This window comes from Tolypothrix tenuis PCC 7101 (assembly GCF_963874875.1).
In the GTDB taxonomy this organism is placed as follows: Bacteria; Cyanobacteriota; Cyanobacteriia; order Cyanobacteriales; family Nostocaceae; genus Aulosira; species Aulosira tenue.
Window position 1 is genome coordinate 1,911,148 of the sequence record NZ_CAWNJS010000001.1, and the last position, 18,872, is coordinate 1,930,019.

Below are 18,872 nucleotides of genomic sequence, written 5' to 3' on the forward strand. Positions count from 1 at the left end.
GGGGAAAAAGGGGAAGGGGGAATGGGGAAAATAATACCTTTTACCCTTCCCCTTTTCCCTTTTCCCAAAACTAAATTATGAGTTCAAAAGACTTAGCTAAGTGGTAAAGCCGCGATCGCATATCCTACCATGTTGTCATCCAACGGTTTAATACCCGATCCAGCAAACGCAGGATTTTACTCACTACCCGAAAGCCAAAGTTACCGACGGGAAATTTGCGCGCAAAGGGGTGGACAATTGTCATGTGTCGTCTCGATCCCAAGCGTTTATAGCGGTTTTGAAAATACTCGTCTTCGCTGAGGTTCCACTTTTGTAGTAAGTGTTTCAGGCTAGAGAATTCCCAGCGATCGCTCCACCGCAACATATAGTAATGTAAGTCTGTCCACTCTAATGGCGGCCCTGGAACGTAAGTCACGATAGATTCAGGTTCGAGGTAAATTGTCCCGCCAGCTGCATTTACCAACATACATAAATCAACGTGTTCTTTGGTAGAAAGTAACTCTTCATCCAAAAAACCAATTTGCTGGAATATTTCTGTGCGTACCAGCATACAGTGGAACTCTGCTAACCCAGTTTCCTCTCGTTTGAGGCGGGGTTGCACATCTGCTACTCGCTTACCTTGAAGATAGATTTTTTCAATAATCCGCCGTCTGGTGGTTTCACCTTTAGTTTCTTCTTTCACTCCAGTTTCACCACCTGCACAATGTACTTCTTCATGTACTGGTGTACCCTGACAGGTAAGGGGGCCAACTATAGTTGCTCCTGTAGTTTCGGCACATTCTACCAATGCTTCCAGCCAACCAGGAGTAAGTACTACATCATTATCTAAAAAAACCACATATTTACTGGTAACTTCTCGCAAACCAAGATTTCTGGCGCAGTTGGGAGATAAATATTTTTCCGTGCGTATCAGTTGAAATTGTTTTTGCTGTGCTTGTTCTGCAAGATAATCTCTAATATGAGCAGGTGAATTACCATCTACGTAAATTAATTGAAATGGATAAGTTGTATGCTCGTAGACGCTGGTTAAAGATTCTTGAGTGTAGCTAAAACGTTCTCGCGGAACCACAACAATAGTTACTTGGGGTATTTCTGGTAAATTCATCTATGCATTAACTCCCTGAGGCTTCATAGTTCAGCCTGCCTGCTACAGCTAAAGTTGGTTGTAGTAGAGGTAAATTATTAGCAATTACTTGTTGATAAATTTGTACTAGCTCATCGTTGAGCTTGTTCATATCATAGTGTGTTTCCACATAGGCACGGCCAGCTGCACCCATTTGTGACCAAATTTCTGGATGTTTAATTAGGTAGGTTAATTTTTCTGCGATCGCATCCACATCTCTCTCTGGAACTAGAAAACCGGAAATCCCATCTTCTACTAGTTCCGGGATACCACCATGTTGGGTACTGATGACTGGTAAACCCATAGCCATCGCTTCTTTTAAGGTGTTGAGGGGAGCATCTTGATTACCATCATCAGATGTGATGCTAGGAGCCAGAAAAATATGCGCTTGATCCAAAACTTCAATAATTGCCGGCTGATTTTTCCAACCTAAAAGTTTTACTTGTGCAGTAACATTTAAATCTTGAATTAGTTGTGCTAACTCATCTCTTAAATAGCCATCGCCAATAATGTTGTATTCGATATCAGGATAAATTTTCGCTACCTTGGCAACTGCACGAATGCTGTATTCTGTACCTTTTTTCGGTATCAGGCGGCAAGTTGTAGCCAAATAAATTTTCCCGTTAGGTTCAGGTGGTAGCCTTTTTTTTAATTGAAATTGACTACAATCGATTCCCGAACCATGTACAACAATTTTTTGAGGCTCGCAACCTATGCGGATAGCTTTGGTTTGAAAATATTTGCAGTTAGCTAAGAAAAAATCTCCTTTAGTAAACAGTTCATCATAAATATGTTCTCCATATTCATGGATAAACCAGCTAATATCATAGCCACGGAAAGAAGTAATTAACTTACCCTTAATCGCGCCCATATCGCGCCACGCCATCCCTTCACGCGCCAATGTGCCAAATTGACAGTGAATTATATCGTAGGTTTCTGTGTTTAATAATGGAATGACTGAGTAGAGTAGTCTTAAAGAAGCTGCCCATCTGCCATATTTGAAAACATTTAGCGATCGCAGCAATACTAAAGGGCTTTTATGAAAGTTAGCAATAATTAATTTTACCGCTTTTAGCAACCGCCAAAAGAAATTTTGTGGGATTGACGGTTGAAATTTTGTCCGCCCTAGTAACTGATATTTAATTATATCTGGATGCAATTGCGAGGTATTGCCTGGTTGATATGCATAGATATCAACATCATGTCCCCGGTCAATCAAACCTATAATTTGATTAACAATAAATGTTTCCGACAAGACGGGGAAATACCCTACTACGAAAGCTATTTTCATTATCAAATTTTAAAGTTTAGATTAGTGCTTGATATTTGCAGCTTTTTGGATGATTAACTGCTTTATCTATCTTTTGGTAGAGTGTTTTTTATCATGTTTGAGTAGATTTCAGTATATATTGTTCTTGATTCTACAAAAATATTTTTTTTAATTTTAGCTTTAAAAAATTGATTTTATATGACAAATTTTCAGGTCATAAATATTACATTTAGGGACAAAAAAAGCCCTCAGATTGAGTCTGAGGGCTGAGTGTGCATTGATACTGCACAGACGATGGGAAAATCCAAGATATATAAGAAATCAGCCACAGCAGGTAAACACTGGCTGGAAAATTTATATAGCAATTCGATTTGATTTTTGACAACAATCTCAGTATTCGGAGAATGCAATACGGAGTTGATAACGCAGCTTCTGAAAGCTTTGATGACGTATTCTTGGCGAGAACAGACTACGTAGATTTTCAAAAATCAATTAGGAATTCTATAGTAATAGTAAGTATCACACCTGGAATTGACAAAATAATGTCAAAATCATGGCGTAACTATGTCTATTTTCACTATTTTGCCATAATTTAGCAATAAACCGGGAGTAGCCTACAATCCTCTATCTGCTGCTAACTTCCGCAATTTTTGCACTAATTCATTGCTACCACCCAGTTGATGCTTTGTGCCTAAATCGATCAGTTCGCGTTCTATTTGTTGCCGATCTATCGCATCACCATCTAAGTAAAACCCAAATAATATGTCTATTAATGCATCTGTATTTTTGTTTGTGATGTATATCAAGTTTTCAATCATTGTATAACTCCACAATTACGCTATTGCTTGTAACCAGTCTGGAGTAAGGAACACAGCATAATTTTTATGTATACCTTATCCAGTTCCATGTTATTTTTCCCGTGCTTTTACTGAAACTAACAAAGGCTATGTAAAGAAAAATGTTACCAGTAATAATTCTTAGTATTTTTTCGCAAAAAAAAACCATAGCTGGTAACTACGGTTTTTCTGAGCGAACTGATTCTAACTTGCCGTGAGCAGATGGAAGTATTACAACGTAAGTCCTCTGGCGTTGTATCATCTCTTTGAAAACATAGTCTACTGGCTCTACAAGCATTCGTCATTACTTAAGAAACCTGTTGAATTAGGTGAGATATTTAGCTAAGTGACCCTGAAAGTTTCAATACTTGGTAATTTAAATTAAGCTGGATTAACTTATTTCTCTGTAATAACTCGGTAAGATGCAAAACTTCAAGCACTTGACTATTCGGAAACTTCTATGACAATCGCAAATTTACACTATGACCGCAACAGAAAATTCCGTAGTTAGGTGTAATATTTCTTTAAAGAGAATTTTGGCCAATATAAAACCCTGAGTCACCTCAGGGCGGGCTAAAAAGTAATATACCAGCGATCGTTATTATCGACTGACTTATATCAGAGTTGACTCATCCGTTTGGTATATTTTTTATCTATCAAAAGGCAGATCTGCTGGAATTTTCCCCGTGAGGATTACTCAGTTTGGGGTTGTGAGTAAAAGTTTCATCAGTCAGGCTGTGCAAAAATGCCAGTAAATCTTGTTTTTCGCTCTCAGATAATTTAAACCCGGAGATAAACTCACTTTTGAGCGGATTTTTACTGCCATCTCCGGCAAACTTTCCTGTATGAATTGTTCTACCACCTGCTTGGTAGTGATCGATAACTTCCTCCAGGGTAGCGATACTGCCATCATGCATATAGGGAGCAGTTAAAGCAATATTCCTGAGAGTTGGAGCTTTAAACCTACCCATATCAGATGGTTTGGCAGTAATTGCATAAACGCCTGTGTTATCAGCTGGATAAGCTCCTTTACCATCAATGTTGTAAAGTCCAGTGTTATGAAAGGCGATTTCCACAAAAGCTAGGCGTTCGTGAATCACGGAATCGCTGAAGTTAATACCACCATGACAATGAAAACATTCCAAGCTTTCACTATGAAATAATTTCTCGCCTCGTTTAGCAGCGTCAGAAATCGCCTGGGTATCACCGCCAAAACGATAGCGATCGTAGGGAGAGTTCACAGAAATGAAAGTACGTTCAAAACTAGCTAAGGCTTTAGTGAGATTGCTGAGGCTAATTGCATCTTTTCCATTGCCAAAAGCTGCGGTAAACATTTGCCGATATTGGCGATCGCTTTCTAGCATAGCCAATATTTGTGTTTCCCTTCCTACCATACCCATTTCTACTGGATGTTCGCCAAACATGGGCACAAGAGCCTGATTTTCTAACTTTGTGATCAAAGGATTAGCCCAAGTCAACACCGGATTGTAGGCAATATTAGCCAAACTCATAGAATTGCGCGGGTGTTGTTCGCCGGTGGCTCCCACAGCTATTGGCTTACCATCTGTAAAGGCTAGTGACTGGATATGACAAGATGCACAAGAGAATTTGCCTGTAATTGATAAGCGTTGCTCATAGAACAGGTGTCTTCCCAATTTCACCTTTGCAGAACGCATCGGGTTATCTGCTGGCACAATTGGCTTTGGCATCCAAGTTGGCAGATTCCAGTCATAATCGAAAGTTGAGGAAGCAGAAAAGGCTTTACCCAGTCCGACTGACAGGCAAATGGATAATAAAAAAATGGTAGCGAGGGTAAACCAGCGAGATAATTTCATGGCAATACATTATTCACTGTAATTACCGCCAGTCACCTTACCTCGAAACACAATGTACTGGTAAAGGTTATAAAACAGCATTACAGGGATGAGAAAGCCGATAAAAATAATCATGATCACCAATGAACTGGGATCGGCAGCTGCCTCATAAATCGTAATTTGTGGTGGGATGATATAAGGAAAGACAATCAAGCCTAAGCCAATAAATGACAGGATAAACAGCAGAATAGTCCAGACGAAGGGCGCTCGTTCTTCCTGGCGGTTGAGACTCTGCAAAAGTTGCCAAATCAACAGCACTCCCAGTATGGGAATGAGCGCAAAGATATAAACTAGGGGTTGCTGAAACAACCGAGTTCTGGCACTTTCATAAATTATCGGTGTGGTAATTGTAATTAGTACCGCACCTATGAGAGTTGTCCAAGCTGCTATTTTGGCTGTTTTATAATGCGTTGCTTGTAATTCCCCCGAGGTTTTCCACACCAGATAAGTAGAACCAATCAACACGTATGCTTGAATTAAGGTTAATGCCACCAAGACTGAAGGTAAACTGAACCAGTCCCAGGTGCTACCGATAAAGTGTCCCGTCTCATCCACCTTAATACCTTTGAGTACTGCACCCAAAGCGAAACCTTGACCGAGTGCAGCCGTAAAACTCCCTGCACCAAAAGCGAAATTCCAAAATAATTTGCGTCTGGCTAATTCCCGAAATTCAAAGGCGACACCTCGAAAAATAAACCCAAACACCATGACGAGAATTGGTATATACAAGGCATTTAAAATTGTGCCGTAAGCTAAAGGAAAAGCCCCAAATAAACCTCCTCCCATGAGGACTAGCCAAGTTTCGTTAGCATCCCAAATATTACTTAAGCTAGTCATCAAAATTCCCCGACGTTCTTCATCGGAGGAGGTGAGAGACAAAATTCCTACCCCTAAATCAAATCCATCTAGCATGACATAGAGGAAAAGAAACAGAGCTAGAATGACAAACCAGACTTGCGGCAGAAAATACTCGAGCGTCTCCATATCATCTCCTATTGTTGTGCTTCTACAGGACGCTCATCGGGTACAAACTCCCCAGGAGTAGTATCTATTGCAGGTTTGGTAATTTCTACCCCGGGAATTGGTAGTTCTAAATTTGGCCCTGTGCGAATAATCCGGCTACCAAAGTACATTGCTGTCATGAATAACAGGGTATAAACTAACGCAAAGCTAGTCAGTGAAACTAAGACATTACTAGCTGGTAACCGAGAAGCCGCATCAACGGTGCGAATTTGTCCGTAAAGTATCCAAGGCTGTCTGCCCACACAACGCACAATCCAACCAGATTCTACAGCAATGTATCCTAAAGGCGCAGCACATACCCAAGCCCACATCAACCAACGCTGCTGTGTGATATTTTCGGCGGAAAGTTTACCTCGCAACCATTGCAGAGTACTCAGTAGCATTAAGCCAGCAAAGAAAAAGCCGATCGCAATCATCACCCGAAAGGCGTAATAAATTAAACCTACCATGCGCGGACGATCCTCTGGTTTCCATTCTTTTAAACCGCGTACTGGCTGAGAAAGATTCTGTTTAAATTCCAAAATGTATCCCAAAGCGTTAGGAATAGTAATTTCCCAATCATTTTTCTCGGCTTTGGTATTGGGTATAGCAAGTAAACTCCAATCAGCAGGTTGTCCGGCGGGTGTGCTTTCCCACTGGGCTTCCATTGCTGCCAGTTTTGTGGGTTGATAGTGATAAACTTGCTCGCCACTTAAATGCCCAATATATATTTGTAATGGTGCAACTGCGATCGCAGCTGCTAAAGCAATCTTCAAAGATTTACTAAAAAAAGCTGTATGGCGCTGCTTGACAATGTACCAAGCGCTAATACCACCAATCACAAACAAAGATGTCTCTAGTGTGGCAAAAAACATATGCAGCACACTATTGACCATAAAAGGATTTAAAATTGCCTGAAAATAATCGTGAACGATAAACTTGCCATTGATAATTTCTCCACCTGCGGGTGTTTGCATCCAAGAATTGGCTGTCAAAATCCACAAAGTTGAAAGATTAGCACCAAAAGCAACCAAAATTGTTGAGAGATAGTGAATGGTGGGATTTACCCTTTCCCAACCAAATAACATAATTCCTAAAAAAGCAGCTTCTAGCATAAAGGCCCAAGAAGCTTCAAACCCAATTACACTACCAAAAAAATTACCTACTGCTTCCGAGAAGGGGGCCCAGTTGGTGCCAAACTGAAATTCCATCGGAATACCGGTGGCGACACCAATGCCAAAATTGAGGACGTAGAACTTAGACCAAAATCGGGCATGGAGATAGTAATCGGGATTGCGAGTTTTGAGCCATAATCCCTCTACAATCACTAAATAAATGCCCATCCCTGTAGTCAGGACAGGCCAAAGCATATGAAAGATAGCAGTCAGCGCGAACTGCATCCGTGATAGCACTGCGGAATCGGATAAAAATTCCACTAAATTTTCTCCATTAGCTAACCACAATATTTATACCAATTTAAAATTCATTAAAAGCAACGTTTATGCTTGCCAATGATGCGATGCGTTACGCTATCGCTAACGCATCCTACTGGACTGTGATTCAACCCTAAAAAATGCTTGACCAGCAGCAGGTTTATTTGCAAATGGGATACCAAGATTAGCCATAATCCCAGCGCAATCACCATCATCAGGGGATGACATACAACCAGGTGGGCTATCGGGCTGATTAGCTGCTAAATTCGTATTTGCTACCAATGCTGCAACGTCGGCAATCACTACATTCTTTGTCGGATCAAACTTCGTAAAAACTAACTTGACTCTATTGGGATTGCTACAACTTGCGGGTTTTTGACTACCTTCAGCAGCTTGACAACCAGTACTACCCAAGTGGATGGGGAAACCTTGTCCGTGATGACTATGTTGATCATCCTTTGCACTTGCGCCTAGATTTTGACTCGCCAAATCCAGGCGCAGAAATTTATACCCCGATAGCCAATTCCACCACAGCGAAGTCAAATTTAGTGGTGATGGTGCTGTCACAGCATCAGCATGATTGAGATTGAAGGGTACACCCAGAGTAAATTGCAGTCCTTGATAATTGCCTTTGGGTACTGTGCCAATAACTTGATTGTTTATCTCTACTGTGCCATTTGCACAAGCACCAGATTTATTTTCAAAATCGAGCAAGGCTACATTTTGATATTGCCATTTATTATCTTGGGTTAAGGTTACGGGTACAGTTTTGCCGTTACTATCAATTAATGCAACATCAGATACATAAAACCTAAAGTCAGAGAAAGTAACTTTTGTTGCTGGTTTGCCTAAACCAACGTAGCTTTTACCACACTCAAAAGGAAGTTTGCCGACTTTGGCGTTAAATTTAATGCTGACTTCTTGGGTTTGAGCATTGGCGGTTAAAGCTACACCATCATTCCCCAGAACAGCAGCAAGGGGAATTGCCATCATTGCGATATGAAGGCTTCTGGCTACACCAATCGCGGCTGATTTGACAAACAACAGCATTTCTTTACCAGTGCTTAAATCGAGGTGTGTGACAATTCTCGATAACAGTGGAGTTACTGTCAAAAGACGGGTTGTCATATTACCAAATAGCTTATGCCCTGCACTGTAAATTTCCCTGATGGTATATAAGCGCACAGTTTAATACTTGGACGATGAAGTAAAGTTGCATCTCGTATAAAAAGACAGTCTGTCAAAGATTTTTTAATTCTGTCGAGAACAATACAAAAGCGATCGCTTAGTGTAAATTGCAGCTTAATATCTGAAAGGAGAATAGATATGCAGCTTCTGGAAGCTCCTAGCGTGACGGTCATTGCTGGTGAAAATGCGGTGACTGTTTCTCAACTACCTGCTGTGTGGCAAAATATCGCCAGAGGGGTGGCTGATGTGGGAATGTGCGATCCACAATGCTATGTTGAGATGGCGCAGTTGTTTCAATACAAATTGGAACATGGTGATGTAGACTTATTTAGCGATCGCCCAGATTTAGCTCACTTCAAACCCGTGTTTTCTCAGTTATTTGGGCAGTTAGCAAAAGAAACTCTGGAATTCTACGGTCAAGATTTCCTGATTAGTAGCTATCCCAACTTTGCAGAAATTCTCCGCGATGTTGAGTCAAAGGGTGTAGAGTACGCCAATGAGGTCAAAGTAGCGCGCATTGGCATCGAACTTTTTGAAGAATTTGGTTATGAGTTACCCGCCAGCTTTTATCATGTCCATTTAGCCCCAATTTATCGAGATCATGTGTTTGAAGAACGCGCCTTAAGATTTGACAAGCGTGATATAGAACACAAACGGGCTTGGGATGCGGTATTACACGCTGGTAAAGTGTTTGCTATCCAAATGAAAGTGCAAAGCATTGCTGCTAAATACGGTTTTACCTATCAACATGGCTGCGGTTGCAACTCTCACCTTTCATCTATTGATGCATCTTCTGGTGAATTTGCATACGAAATCAGCCCCGAAAAGCGTCAACGTTGGCTTCGCAGCTTCATCTGGACTGCTTGGTATGAGTACGCTTTCTTTGCGATCGTACCGAATACTATTTATCTAGTCTGATTTCATGTTAATTGTGGGGTGGGTGCTAGTGATTATCAGCCTCAAAATAAAATATCTCGCAGTTCCCACCCTACAAAAATTGCCAGAATAGCAAGGCATTGCTTTAGGCTACATTTCAAGTTTACATACTTTAATTTGGACTAGAATTCGCTTTTAGCAAGCGAATTACCGGAATCAATTTGCAATTTACTATAGTAATTCTCTTGAATTCACCAAAATTGCAATACCACAAATTTTGAGAATTAATGCCTTAGGTAGATATTTGTTCTGCCTGTGAATTTTAAACTCTGGAGTGGTAGGACACTTATGTAATGACTCACACAAGCTTTTCCTCACATCATTGATGTGGGGATTTTATTTTTGTCGGGTGTGCAACGTACCGTCGAGTGGATGGTGCGTTAGGCGCTAGGATAGTTATTTCGTGACAAATTATATTGGAAATCAGCGCCTAACACACCCTACATTAATTTTATGTTTACTTTATAAATACACTCTAAGAAAAGTGATTATTTATATCATCTTCTCCTTCAATCAATAACAGAGTCATCATATCTGCCTCAATAAAACTCGTTAATTTAAAATCAGACATAGTTTTCAATTCCTCAATAGCAACTTTTTCAGAATAGTATTTAAATATTATTTGAATAGCTTTATTTTTATCTAAATAATTTTGGTAGCTACTATCCTTTTGCATCAAATGTTCAACAATTTTTGCTACTCTCTCCAACAGAGCTTCTTGATCTCCATAAACTTCTGGCATAATATTCTTTGATTTTGAATCTATTACCCCAATTATAATTTCTCTTGATTCATTTACTTTCCCATTAAAAAAGGCGGGCAAGATGCCCACCATACAAGAGAATTCAAAGAATGTGCTGTTGCGATTAACCCAACAATTCTTTTGCTTTAGCTAATACATTATCAACACTAAAGCCAAACTTCTCTAGGACAACATTACCAGGCGCGGAAGCACCAAATGTATCAATACTAACGGTAGCACCTTCACTACCTACATACTTGTGCCAGCCGAAGCTAGATGCTGCTTCTACAGACAAACGCTTGGTAACAGCTTTTGGTAGTACGGATTCTTTGTAAGCTGCATCTTGTGCGTCGAACAAATCCCATGCAGGTAAGGAAACAACGCGAACTTTCTTACCTTCGGCTGTGAGTTTTTCAGCGGCGGTAACAGCCAGGCTCAATTCTGAACCAGTACCAATCAGGATGATATCTGGTGTACCGTCGCTATCTACCACAATGTATCCACCCTTAGCTACACCTTCAATCGAGGTACCTGCTAAGTTAGGAACATTTTGACGGGTTAACGCTAACAGAGTAGGAGCATTTGCCTTTGCTCTCTCTATTGCTACTTTGTAAGCACCAGAGGTTTCTGTCCCATCTGCGGGGCGAAGCACTGTCAGCTTTGGAATAGCACGCAGGGAAGCCAGGGTTTCGATGGGTTGGTGGGTGGGGCCGTCTTCACCTTGACCAATGGAGTCGTGGGTCATTACCCAAATACCACCAGCTTGGGACAAAGCAGATAAGCGGATGGGTGCCCGCATATAGTCTGTGAAGATCAGGAAGGTAGCGCCGTAGGGAATTAAACCGGAACCGTGCAACGCAATACCATTGACAATTGCACCCATACCATGTTCCCGGACACCATAGTGGATGTTGGGGTTTTGGTATTGTCCTTTTTGGAAGTCGCCCTTACCTTTGAGTTCGGTTAAGTTGGAGTGGGTTAAGTCAGCGGAACCACCGATTAACTCTGGTAATACTGCCGAGAGTTTGTTGAGGCAAGTTTCGGAATGTTTCCGGGTGGGTAGTCCTTTGTCTTCGGGGGTGTAGGTGGGTAGTACTTTATCCCAACCATCAGGTAATTTGCCGCTTAGGTAACGTTCAAATTCAGCGGCTTCTTGGGGATACTTAGCTTTGTAATCAGCAAAAGCTTTGTTCCATTCAGATTCGTAACCTGCGCCACGCTCAACAGCTTTGTGAGTGTGGTTGAGGACATCTTGGGGAACTACGAAAGGTTCATATTCCCAACCCAAGTTTTTGCGGGTTAATGCAACTTCATCTGTACCCAAAGCCGCACCGTGAACACCAGCGGTATTGGCTTTGTTGGGGGAACCGTAACCAATGGTGGTTGTAACCTTAATGAAAGAAGGCTTATCGGTAACAGCTTTAGCAGCTTCGATTGCTTTTGCGATCGCATCTAGGTCGGTGTTGCCGTTCTCTACGTGTTGAACGTGCCAGCCGTAAGCTTCAAATCGCTTAGAAACATCTTCGGTGAAGGCTACATCTGTAGAACCATCAATGGAGATGTGGTTATCATCGTACAGAGCAATCAGTTTGCCTAATCCCAAGTGCCCTGCGAAAGAACAAGCTTCACCAGAAACACCTTCCATGTTACAACCATCACCTAAAATTACATAGGTGTAGTGGTCAACAATGTTGGCATCGGGTTTGTTGTATTTAGCAGCTAGGTGGGCTTCTGCGATCGCAAAACCAACTCCATTGGCAATCCCTTGACCTAGAGGCCCGGTAGTAACTTCTACACCAGCAGTCATGAAGTTTTCTGGGTGTCCGGGGGTTTTGGATTCCCACTGACGGAATTGCTTGATGTCCTCAATAGTTACACTGTCGTAACCAAAAAGGTACAGCAGGGCATACTGCAACATCGAGCCATGACCAGCAGACAGGATGAAGCGATCGCGGTTAAACCATTTGGGATTTTTGGGATTAAACCGCATAAAGCGATCCCAAAGTACAAAAGCCATTGGAGCAGCGCCCATCGGCAGCCCTGGGTGTCCCGATTTTGCTTTTTCTACGGCATCAATAGCCAAGAAGCGAATCGAGTTAATAGATAGTTCTTCGAGGGATTGGGTTGCAACAGCCATAAATAAGATTGTTTTTAACGACGGGTTAGCACTCTTGGTAGCTCACACAGTTACCGGGGAGGCAAAAAAAGCTTGGATTTTGTCCAAATTGATTGCCTGATTGTTTTTACATTCTCCCTATTCTTATCATCCCACTGCCAATTGTTGATGGACAAGCGGGATATTTAGTGATGACTGTGATAAATCCAGCTAATAATTGGGTTGTTTTGAACCGTTGATTTAGTTGGAAATGAAATCGATGATACTGTTACCACCAACTTGCGGCAGAGCGACCAGCAGATAAATTGGTGATTTTCCAAAGAATTCCAGCAATTAAATTATCCAATTTTGAGAGCCAAGATCATAGGCAAAGTTTGCTTTATCTGGGCATGGGGCATTGGGCATGGGGCATAGGAGAGACAGCTTTTCATGGCAAGGTTTGTGCCAAAACTTGGCGTGAATAGCTGACTTGAAAGTGCTGAGTAAAAATCCCATTGAGACTTTCCTTTCATACATGGCGATGAAACTTTTTTCATTGGGACTGCTTCCTCTGCTTCCTCTGCTTCCTCTGCTCCCACAGCGAAAGGATAATTGATTTACTAGGAATCCCTTAGACGTATTTCTTAAAGGCTAGGGTCACATTGTGACCGCCAAACCCAAAAGAATTGGATAATGCCACGTTTACTTCTTGAGCGCGGCTGGTGTGAGGAATATAATCCAGGTCACACTCTGGATCGGGGTTTTGTAAATTAATTGTTGGTGGAACTTGATCGTTAGCGACGGCCAGGACTGTGGCTACGGCTTCAATACCTCCAGAACCACCTAAAAGATGACCTGTCATCGATTTGGTAGAGCTGATGGACACCTTATAGGCAGAATCGCCCAGGGCCTTTTTCATCGCCGATGTTTCCGTGGAATCATTAGCTGGGGTACTTGTGCCGTGAGCATTGATATAGCTCACCATCTCTGGGGTTAGCTCCCCATCTTTCAGTGCTATTTCTATGGCTCTGGCTGCTCCTAATCCACCGGGAACTGGAGAAGTCATGTGATAGGCATCACAGGTCATCCCATAACCGACAATTTCTGCGTAAATGCGAGCGCCTCGACTCAAAGCGTGTTCGAGTTCTTCTAGCACCAAAATTCCCGCACCTTCACCCATGACAAATCCATCGCGATCGCGGTCAAATGGACGGCAGGCATTAGCTGGGTCATTGCGGGTTGAAAGTGCCCGGGCTGCAGCGAATCCAGCTACACCCAACGGTGTAATTGCTGCTTCACAGCCGCCGCAAATCATGGCTTTGGCATAACCCCATTGAATTTGGCGAAAAGCATCGCCGATGGCATTGGAACCTGCTGCACAAGCGGTTACAGAGCAGGAATTCGGCCCTTTAGCTCCCGTATGAATAGCTGTTAATCCAGCCGCCATATTGGCGATCATCATCGGAATCATGAACGGACTACAGCGATCGGGGCCACGGTTTAAGTAGACTGTTTGCTGGTCTTCTAAAACCTTCAAACCGCCAATACCAGAACCAATAATTACACCGACCTGTTCTGCATTCAGTTCATTAATCTCTAAACGCGCGTCAGAGATAGCTTGTTTTGCCGCCGAAACCCCAAATTGGGAAAACCGATCCATGCGCTTGGCTTCTTTGCGCTCTAAATAAATATGTGGATCGAAGTTTTTGACTTCACCAGCAATGCGGCAATCATGGCGAGATGCATCAAAAGCGGTGATGAAATCAATGCCATTACGACCACTTAACAATCCTTCCCAATACTGTGCTGGTGTATTGCCAATTGGTGTAATCGCGCCAACACCAGTTACCACAACGCGTTTACGTTTATAATCTGTCATGACTCAGTTAAAGGTGGCGAGAAAGCAGCAAAAAGGTGACTAGGGATTAGGGACTAGGGACTAGGGAATGGGTAATGGGGAATGGGGAATGGGTAATGGGTAAAAGATTTAAGTTAAATTTTTCCTGATCCCCAATCCCTAATCCCCGATCCCTAATCCCCAATCCCCGATACCCAAACACTTTTCAGGCAGACGCAGGAGCTTTGCTGTTGATATAATCCACTGCATCTTGAACCGATAAAATCTTTTCGGCGGATTCATCGGGAATTTCAATATCAAATTCTTCTTCAAAAGCCATTACTAACTCCACGATATCTAAGGAGTCAGCTCCTAAATCATCAATAAAGGTAGATTTTGGTGTGATGGTATCGGACTCAACACCTAATTGATCGATAACGACTTTCTTCACTCTGTCAAAAGTGGTCTCTTGGCTCATAGATAAAATTCCTTAACCAGTTGCTATGATCTGTTCTTTGTGGGCGACATTGTTTTGAGCATATACATCTTATCGGAAAGCGCGATCGCCCGTATACTGCCACAAAGTTTTCCCAAAACAAAACCTGAACACGTGTAATTGCGGCATAAAACAACTCTTAATGAGCATTTAGGCACCAAATCACGCTAGATAATGCTGGGGATGTTACTGAAGCATTTTCTGCATGAAAATCGCTAAACTCCCGCATTGGAAGCAAGCTAGGGCAACAGCATCCGCAAAGCGATCGCATATACTCTCAACATTTGTCTGTTTTGCAATTCTTACCGATTTTTTTTACAATGTCCAAATCCCGATACATAGCCTTGCAATGTACACTGGCAAGGGAAGATCAAAAATTTATTGTTGAGGGCAATAGTTCTCAACCTGCTATAGTTCTATGCTATCTCAAAGTCTAAAATACGCTTACTTTCCTGGTTGTGTTGCTCAAGGTGCTTGTCGGGAACTGTACCAATCAACTCAAGCATTAACCAGGGCTTTAGGTATTGAATTAATTGAACTGAAAAAAGCTGCTTGCTGTGGTTCGGGTACTTTTAAAGAAGATTCCCAACTGTTAGAAGATACAGTTAATGCGCGCAATATTGCTTTAGCTGAAGAGTTGAATTTACCTTTACTAACTCATTGCAGCACTTGCCAAGGTGTCATTGGTCATGTTGATGAACGGCTGAAAGAATGTCAGACCAAAAATCCAGCATATATTGAGCAAGTGAATGGATTATTGGCTAAAGAAAGCTGTTTACCTTATCGCGGTAGTACAGAAGTTAAACATTTACTTTATGCCTTAGTTACAGATTACGGTATAGAAGAAATTACCAAACGCGTCACTCGCAAGTTAAGTGGGTTAAAATGCGCGGCTTTTTATGGTTGCTATCTCCTGCGCGCCCAAAAATCCATGCCTTATGACGACCCCTTCAACCCAGAAGCGATGGAAAATGTATTTCGGGCAGTCGGTGCAGAACCAGTTTATTACCGAGGTCGCACACAATGTTGTGGCTGGCCTTTATCCAGTTACGCCACTACCGAATCTTTCCAAATGGCGGGGAAACATATTCAAGATGCTTTAGCCTCTGGTGCTGATTGTATGGTTACCCCTTGCCCTTTATGTCATTTAAATTTAGATTCTCGTCAGCCAGAAGTGGAAAAGGTAATTGAAAAGAAACTCGGTTTGCCAGTATTACATTTACCACAATTAATTGCTTTGGCTTTAGGCGTTAGCCCCCAAGAATTGGGTTTAGATAAACATATTGTTTCGACAAAGCCAGTTTTGGAGAAATTAGGGTTTTAGGAAGGGGGAATGGGTGTCAATACTTGTCGGTTAAGGGCAAAAGGGGAAGGGGAAAAGGGGTAAGAAAAAACCTTTAACCCTTACGCTTTCACCTTTTCCCCAAACCAAATTAAGAGTTGAAAATTCTTAACCGAGCAGTATTGGAATGGGTGTTTGTTATCGATTGCCAATTGATAAAAATGCTATTGCACTAGAGACGCGATTAATCGCGCATACGTGTCAACTTAAGCTAAAAGCTATATACGGCGCGTGTTGTACAATAACCCTCGCCCTCATCCCCTCACCCCTTCTCCCTCAGGGAGAAGGGGAATTAAATCTCTTGCTCCCCTCTCCTGGTGGGAGAGGGGCTGGGGGTGAGGGCAAAACCTTTGCACAAAGCGGGTTTCACGTTAAGTTGACACCAATTTTAATCGCGTCTCTACAACGCAGTGGGGATTAGAAGCAAAGGAGAAAGGTTTTGTATTTTCCCCTTCCCCTTTAACCTTTCCCCTTTTTCCAGAGATCTAATGTTGATTGTTAACCTTCAACAGTCAACATCCGAAAGCTTATGCTGTTTCTATCGGCTCAACAGGTGGTTTCTCTACACCTGATTTGATGCGAGTAATAGTACCTTTGCGGATGCGATCGCTCTTCAGTACTCCACCCGCTTGCACATATTCGGTGCTTTCTTTTCCATATCTGCCAGCAACAGACATCAGCATATTTTCACATACAACACTCAAGGCTTTTTCTAACTTATCAATATCAGTTTTGGAGGCATCTATTACAGCCAAAGCAGTATTATGAGCGTTGAGTTTATTGCGTAATTCTTCAATTATTTGCACCATATTTTGCAAACTATTAGAATTACCAAAATCAAGATTTGGATCAATAGCTTGCATTCCAGAAGCTCTCTGTAGCGCTTTTTCTAGAACACGCGATGAGCGTTTAGGTAAAGTCATGATAGATTCACTCCTCATTAAATTTGCGACTACAGCACCGTGTAAATTCATCAACTTATACCAATTCGTAATTCGTAATTCGTAAGACCCTGCGGGAAGCGCAAAGCGCTACGTAATTCGTAATTAGGAAATTTGGTGAGGATATAGATTTTAGGGGTTTAGTCTGTTTTCCTCTTTTGGCAAATTGATATTAGTTTTTAATTTTGAATTTCGCTTTGCGGTGCTACTGTTAGCTTGTCTTAAAATAGGTAGATTTCGGTTCAGGGAAAATAACAAATTTTTAGCTTTTTTTAACAATATTTTGGGTTATAATTCTGTAATTATGCGTAATCTCGGGCGATCGCCTTTTAATCCCCAATTGCTCACCCATGAGTAGGTTGGGTTGACGTAAGGGACTTCCAAATAAAAAATATCCCAGTATTTATTGTGGGGTGGACATCTTGTCCGCCCAGTTTATGTGGCGGGCAAGATGCCGTTGGTGTCAACTTAAGCTAAAAGCTATATAGGGCGGGCTTTGTACAAATACCTCGCGCCCTCATCCCCTAACCCCTTCTCCCCCGGGAGAAGGGGAACTAAATCTCTTGCTCCCCTCTACCTGCGGGAGAGGGGCTGGGGGTGAGGGCGAAACCTTGCAACTAAACGGGTTTCACGTTAAGTTGACACCACTGGCAAGATGCCCGCCCCACAAGATGGAATAATTTATTTCTTGGAAATCCCTAAGCAAACCCAACACCGAGATATCGGTTAAGGGTTTTGAAACCAAAATTGGTTTTGGGGAAAAGGTGAAAGGTTAAAGGTTTTTTCTTCCCCTTTTCCCCTTCCCCCTTCCCCCTTCCCCGACAAGTATTAACACCTAGTACAGCCACTTGGTGCAAAAAATTGGCTCGTTGGTTGTGAATGAGATCTGGTTGTGAACGAAGGAGCGCTCATTGATAGACAACCCGATCGCGTTGGTTATGAACGAACCGATGTTCTCTATGGATGAGCGCTCGTTGATAGACAACCCGATCACGTTGGTTATGAACGAACCGATGTTCTCTATGGATGAGCGCTCATTGATAGACAACCCGATCACGTTGGTTATGAAGCAACCGATGTTCTCTATGGATGAGGTAATTTTGGTAAACAAGGCTGATTTGGTGTAGATGCTGCATCGCTTGGTGGTAGAAATCGCAGCGAAGAGATGGAGTGCGAATCTTACAAGGTTAAGCGATCGCATTTTTTGGAGTAGTTATACCATTTTGAAACAAGAACGCCACAGATCTGTAGGGAACATCCACAATCTTTTGGCATATCCAATATCTTACTGGTGCCGTGCCCCTACAAAGAATTTATCTGTCGCCAACATTATTTGAATTGGTATTAACAGCGATCGCATTTTATCGAGCAGCGATCGCACTCAATACTTTTGAGGCTGGGAAGGAGATCGCATCCCCAAATCCCACCTGCATCACAAAAGCCTCAAACTGCAAGTAGATTGTTATATCCTTAACTAACTTTTTTTTGAGGAATTAGATGAATGAGTGTGCGTAGTGCGTGATTTACTGCTTCTGCATTCGGGAAAAATTCTCGCACATCTGGATCGAGCATGATTGCACCTTCTGGCATTGTCAAGTGCTGTACTACGGTTGTGCCATCTGCTTGATGAATTGTTACCGTATGTCCTTGTCGATATTCTTGATGATGTTTTCCGCGCACACCACCTGTAAAATCATATTCAGGTAGCATATCGTTATCTGGGGTTTCAACATGAGAATTATTGTTGTTCATAGGTG

General features: G+C 42.1%; 17 protein-coding genes. 4 read left to right on the plus strand and 13 right to left on the minus strand.

The annotated features are described in order from the left end of the window. Positions 1 to 124: 124 nt before the first annotated feature. The 7 genes from AACU25_RS07835 to AACU25_RS07865 all read right to left on the minus strand — a co-directional run bounded on the left by AACU25_RS07835 (position 125) and on the right by AACU25_RS07865 (position 8,666). Positions 125 to 1,105, minus strand: a complete 981-nt coding sequence (locus AACU25_RS07835; RefSeq protein ID WP_096574652.1) for a glycosyltransferase family 2 protein — start codon at positions 1,103 to 1,105, stop codon at positions 125 to 127. A 7-nt stretch (positions 1,106 to 1,112) separates the two neighbouring features. Further along, complete coding sequence (locus tag AACU25_RS07840) at positions 1,113 to 2,414, minus strand: glycosyltransferase (protein WP_096574653.1); 1,302 nt, start codon at positions 2,412 to 2,414, stop codon at positions 1,113 to 1,115. A 593-nt stretch (positions 2,415 to 3,007) separates the two neighbouring features. Continuing rightward, on the minus strand, positions 3,008 to 3,211 hold the full coding sequence (locus AACU25_RS07845; RefSeq protein ID WP_096574654.1) for a hypothetical protein: 204 nt from the start codon (positions 3,209 to 3,211) through the stop codon (positions 3,008 to 3,010). Between the two features lie 674 nt (positions 3,212 to 3,885). Further along, positions 3,886 to 5,064 carry a methanobactin export MATE transporter MbnM gene (locus AACU25_RS07850; RefSeq protein ID WP_096574655.1) on the minus strand — a complete coding sequence of 393 codons (1,179 nt, stop codon included), beginning with the start codon at positions 5,062 to 5,064 and terminating at the stop codon, positions 3,886 to 3,888. A gap of 9 nt (positions 5,065 to 5,073) precedes the next feature. After that, positions 5,074 to 6,087, minus strand: a complete 1,014-nt coding sequence (gene cydB, locus AACU25_RS07855; RefSeq protein ID WP_096574656.1) for a cytochrome d ubiquinol oxidase subunit II — start codon at positions 6,085 to 6,087, stop codon at positions 5,074 to 5,076. A gap of 8 nt (positions 6,088 to 6,095) precedes the next feature. Continuing rightward, complete coding sequence (locus tag AACU25_RS07860) at positions 6,096 to 7,541, minus strand: cytochrome ubiquinol oxidase subunit I (RefSeq protein WP_096583573.1); 1,446 nt, start codon at positions 7,539 to 7,541, stop codon at positions 6,096 to 6,098. Positions 7,542 to 7,640: 99 nt separating this feature from the next. After that, positions 7,641 to 8,666, minus strand: coding sequence for an MbnP family copper-binding protein (locus AACU25_RS07865; protein WP_321206577.1), 1,026 nt, complete (start codon positions 8,664 to 8,666; stop codon positions 7,641 to 7,643). A 198-nt stretch (positions 8,667 to 8,864) separates the two neighbouring features. Here AACU25_RS07865 and AACU25_RS07870 point away from each other — a divergent pair, with 198 nt between their 5' ends. After that, positions 8,865 to 9,644: a hypothetical protein gene (locus AACU25_RS07870; RefSeq protein WP_096574657.1), complete on the plus strand. Its 780-nt coding sequence runs from the start codon at positions 8,865 to 8,867 to the stop codon at positions 9,642 to 9,644. A 493-nt stretch (positions 9,645 to 10,137) separates the two neighbouring features. Here AACU25_RS07870 and AACU25_RS07875 read toward each other — a convergent pair whose 3' ends face one another. From AACU25_RS07875 to AACU25_RS07890, 4 genes are all read right to left on the minus strand, one after another. Then, complete coding sequence (locus AACU25_RS07875) at positions 10,138 to 10,497, minus strand: hypothetical protein (RefSeq protein WP_096574658.1); 360 nt, start codon at positions 10,495 to 10,497, stop codon at positions 10,138 to 10,140. A gap of 31 nt (positions 10,498 to 10,528) precedes the next feature. Beyond that, positions 10,529 to 12,541 (minus strand): transketolase, encoded by a 2,013-nt coding sequence (gene tkt, locus AACU25_RS07880; RefSeq protein WP_096574659.1) that lies wholly within the window; start codon positions 12,539 to 12,541, stop codon positions 10,529 to 10,531. Between the two features lie 589 nt (positions 12,542 to 13,130). Beyond that, entirely contained in the window at positions 13,131 to 14,378 is a 1,248-nt protein-coding gene (gene fabF, locus AACU25_RS07885) for a beta-ketoacyl-ACP synthase II (RefSeq protein WP_096574660.1), read from the minus strand. Positions 14,379 to 14,562: 184 nt separating this feature from the next. Then, entirely contained in the window at positions 14,563 to 14,814 is a 252-nt protein-coding gene (locus AACU25_RS07890; RefSeq protein WP_096574661.1) for an acyl carrier protein, read from the minus strand. Positions 14,815 to 15,250: 436 nt separating this feature from the next. Between AACU25_RS07890 and AACU25_RS07895 the strand changes: the two genes are divergently transcribed. Then, the gene (locus AACU25_RS07895) at positions 15,251 to 16,156 is read left to right on the plus strand and encodes a CoB--CoM heterodisulfide reductase iron-sulfur subunit B family protein (protein WP_096574662.1); all 906 of its coding nucleotides are present in this window, start codon (positions 15,251 to 15,253) and stop codon (positions 16,154 to 16,156) included. Between the two features lie 545 nt (positions 16,157 to 16,701). Here the strand turns inward: AACU25_RS07895 and AACU25_RS07900 are convergent. Next, positions 16,702 to 17,097, minus strand: a complete 396-nt coding sequence (locus tag AACU25_RS07900; protein WP_096574664.1) for a hypothetical protein — start codon at positions 17,095 to 17,097, stop codon at positions 16,702 to 16,704. 956 nt (positions 17,098 to 18,053) lie between these two features. On the opposite strand from AACU25_RS07900, the gene AACU25_RS07905 reads away from it, so the two are divergent. Together AACU25_RS07905 and AACU25_RS07910 are read left to right on the plus strand one after the other, a co-directional pair. Next, entirely contained in the window at positions 18,054 to 18,242 is a 189-nt protein-coding gene (locus tag AACU25_RS07905) for a hypothetical protein (RefSeq protein WP_096574665.1), read from the plus strand. Between the two features lie 169 nt (positions 18,243 to 18,411). Continuing rightward, complete coding sequence (locus AACU25_RS07910; RefSeq protein WP_190445609.1) at positions 18,412 to 18,573, plus strand: hypothetical protein; 162 nt, start codon at positions 18,412 to 18,414, stop codon at positions 18,571 to 18,573. A 12-nt stretch (positions 18,574 to 18,585) separates the two neighbouring features. Here AACU25_RS07910 and AACU25_RS07915 read toward each other — a convergent pair whose 3' ends face one another. Then, positions 18,586 to 18,867, minus strand: a complete 282-nt coding sequence (locus tag AACU25_RS07915) for a hypothetical protein (RefSeq protein ID WP_096583576.1) — start codon at positions 18,865 to 18,867, stop codon at positions 18,586 to 18,588. Between the last annotated feature and the right edge of the window lie 5 nt (positions 18,868 to 18,872).

What these genes read in the sequence shown, in the direction of transcription:
- AACU25_RS07845 (WP_096574654.1), bottom strand. Translation starts at nt 3,211, where the DNA reads ATGATTGAAAACTTGATATACATCACAAACAAAAATACAGATGCATTA.
- AACU25_RS07850 (WP_096574655.1), bottom strand. Translation starts at nt 5,064, where the DNA reads ATGAAATTATCTCGCTGGTTTACCCTCGCTACCATTTTTTTATTATCC.
- AACU25_RS07835 (WP_096574652.1), bottom strand. Translation starts at nt 1,105, where the DNA reads ATGAATTTACCAGAAATACCCCAAGTAACTATTGTTGTGGTTCCGCGA.
- cydB (WP_096574656.1), bottom strand. Translation starts at nt 6,087, where the DNA reads ATGGAGACGCTCGAGTATTTTCTGCCGCAAGTCTGGTTTGTCATTCTA.
- tkt (WP_096574659.1), bottom strand. Translation starts at nt 12,541, where the DNA reads ATGGCTGTTGCAACCCAATCCCTCGAAGAACTATCTATTAACTCGATT.
- AACU25_RS07905 (WP_096574665.1), top strand. Translation starts at nt 18,054, where the DNA reads ATGAACGAACCGATGTTCTCTATGGATGAGCGCTCGTTGATAGACAAC.
- fabF (WP_096574660.1), bottom strand. Translation starts at nt 14,378, where the DNA reads ATGACAGATTATAAACGTAAACGCGTTGTGGTAACTGGTGTTGGCGCG.
- AACU25_RS07865 (WP_321206577.1), bottom strand. Translation starts at nt 8,666, where the DNA reads ATGACAACCCGTCTTTTGACAGTAACTCCACTGTTATCGAGAATTGTC.
- AACU25_RS07840 (WP_096574653.1), bottom strand. Translation starts at nt 2,414, where the DNA reads ATGAAAATAGCTTTCGTAGTAGGGTATTTCCCCGTCTTGTCGGAAACA.
- AACU25_RS07900 (WP_096574664.1), bottom strand. Translation starts at nt 17,097, where the DNA reads ATGACTTTACCTAAACGCTCATCGCGTGTTCTAGAAAAAGCGCTACAG.
- AACU25_RS07915 (WP_096583576.1), bottom strand. Translation starts at nt 18,867, where the DNA reads ATGAACAACAATAATTCTCATGTTGAAACCCCAGATAACGATATGCTA.
- AACU25_RS07890 (WP_096574661.1), bottom strand. Translation starts at nt 14,814, where the DNA reads ATGAGCCAAGAGACCACTTTTGACAGAGTGAAGAAAGTCGTTATCGAT.
- AACU25_RS07895 (WP_096574662.1), top strand. Translation starts at nt 15,251, where the DNA reads ATGCTATCTCAAAGTCTAAAATACGCTTACTTTCCTGGTTGTGTTGCT.
- AACU25_RS07875 (WP_096574658.1), bottom strand. Translation starts at nt 10,497, where the DNA reads ATGGTGGGCATCTTGCCCGCCTTTTTTAATGGGAAAGTAAATGAATCA.
- AACU25_RS07870 (WP_096574657.1), top strand. Translation starts at nt 8,865, where the DNA reads ATGCAGCTTCTGGAAGCTCCTAGCGTGACGGTCATTGCTGGTGAAAAT.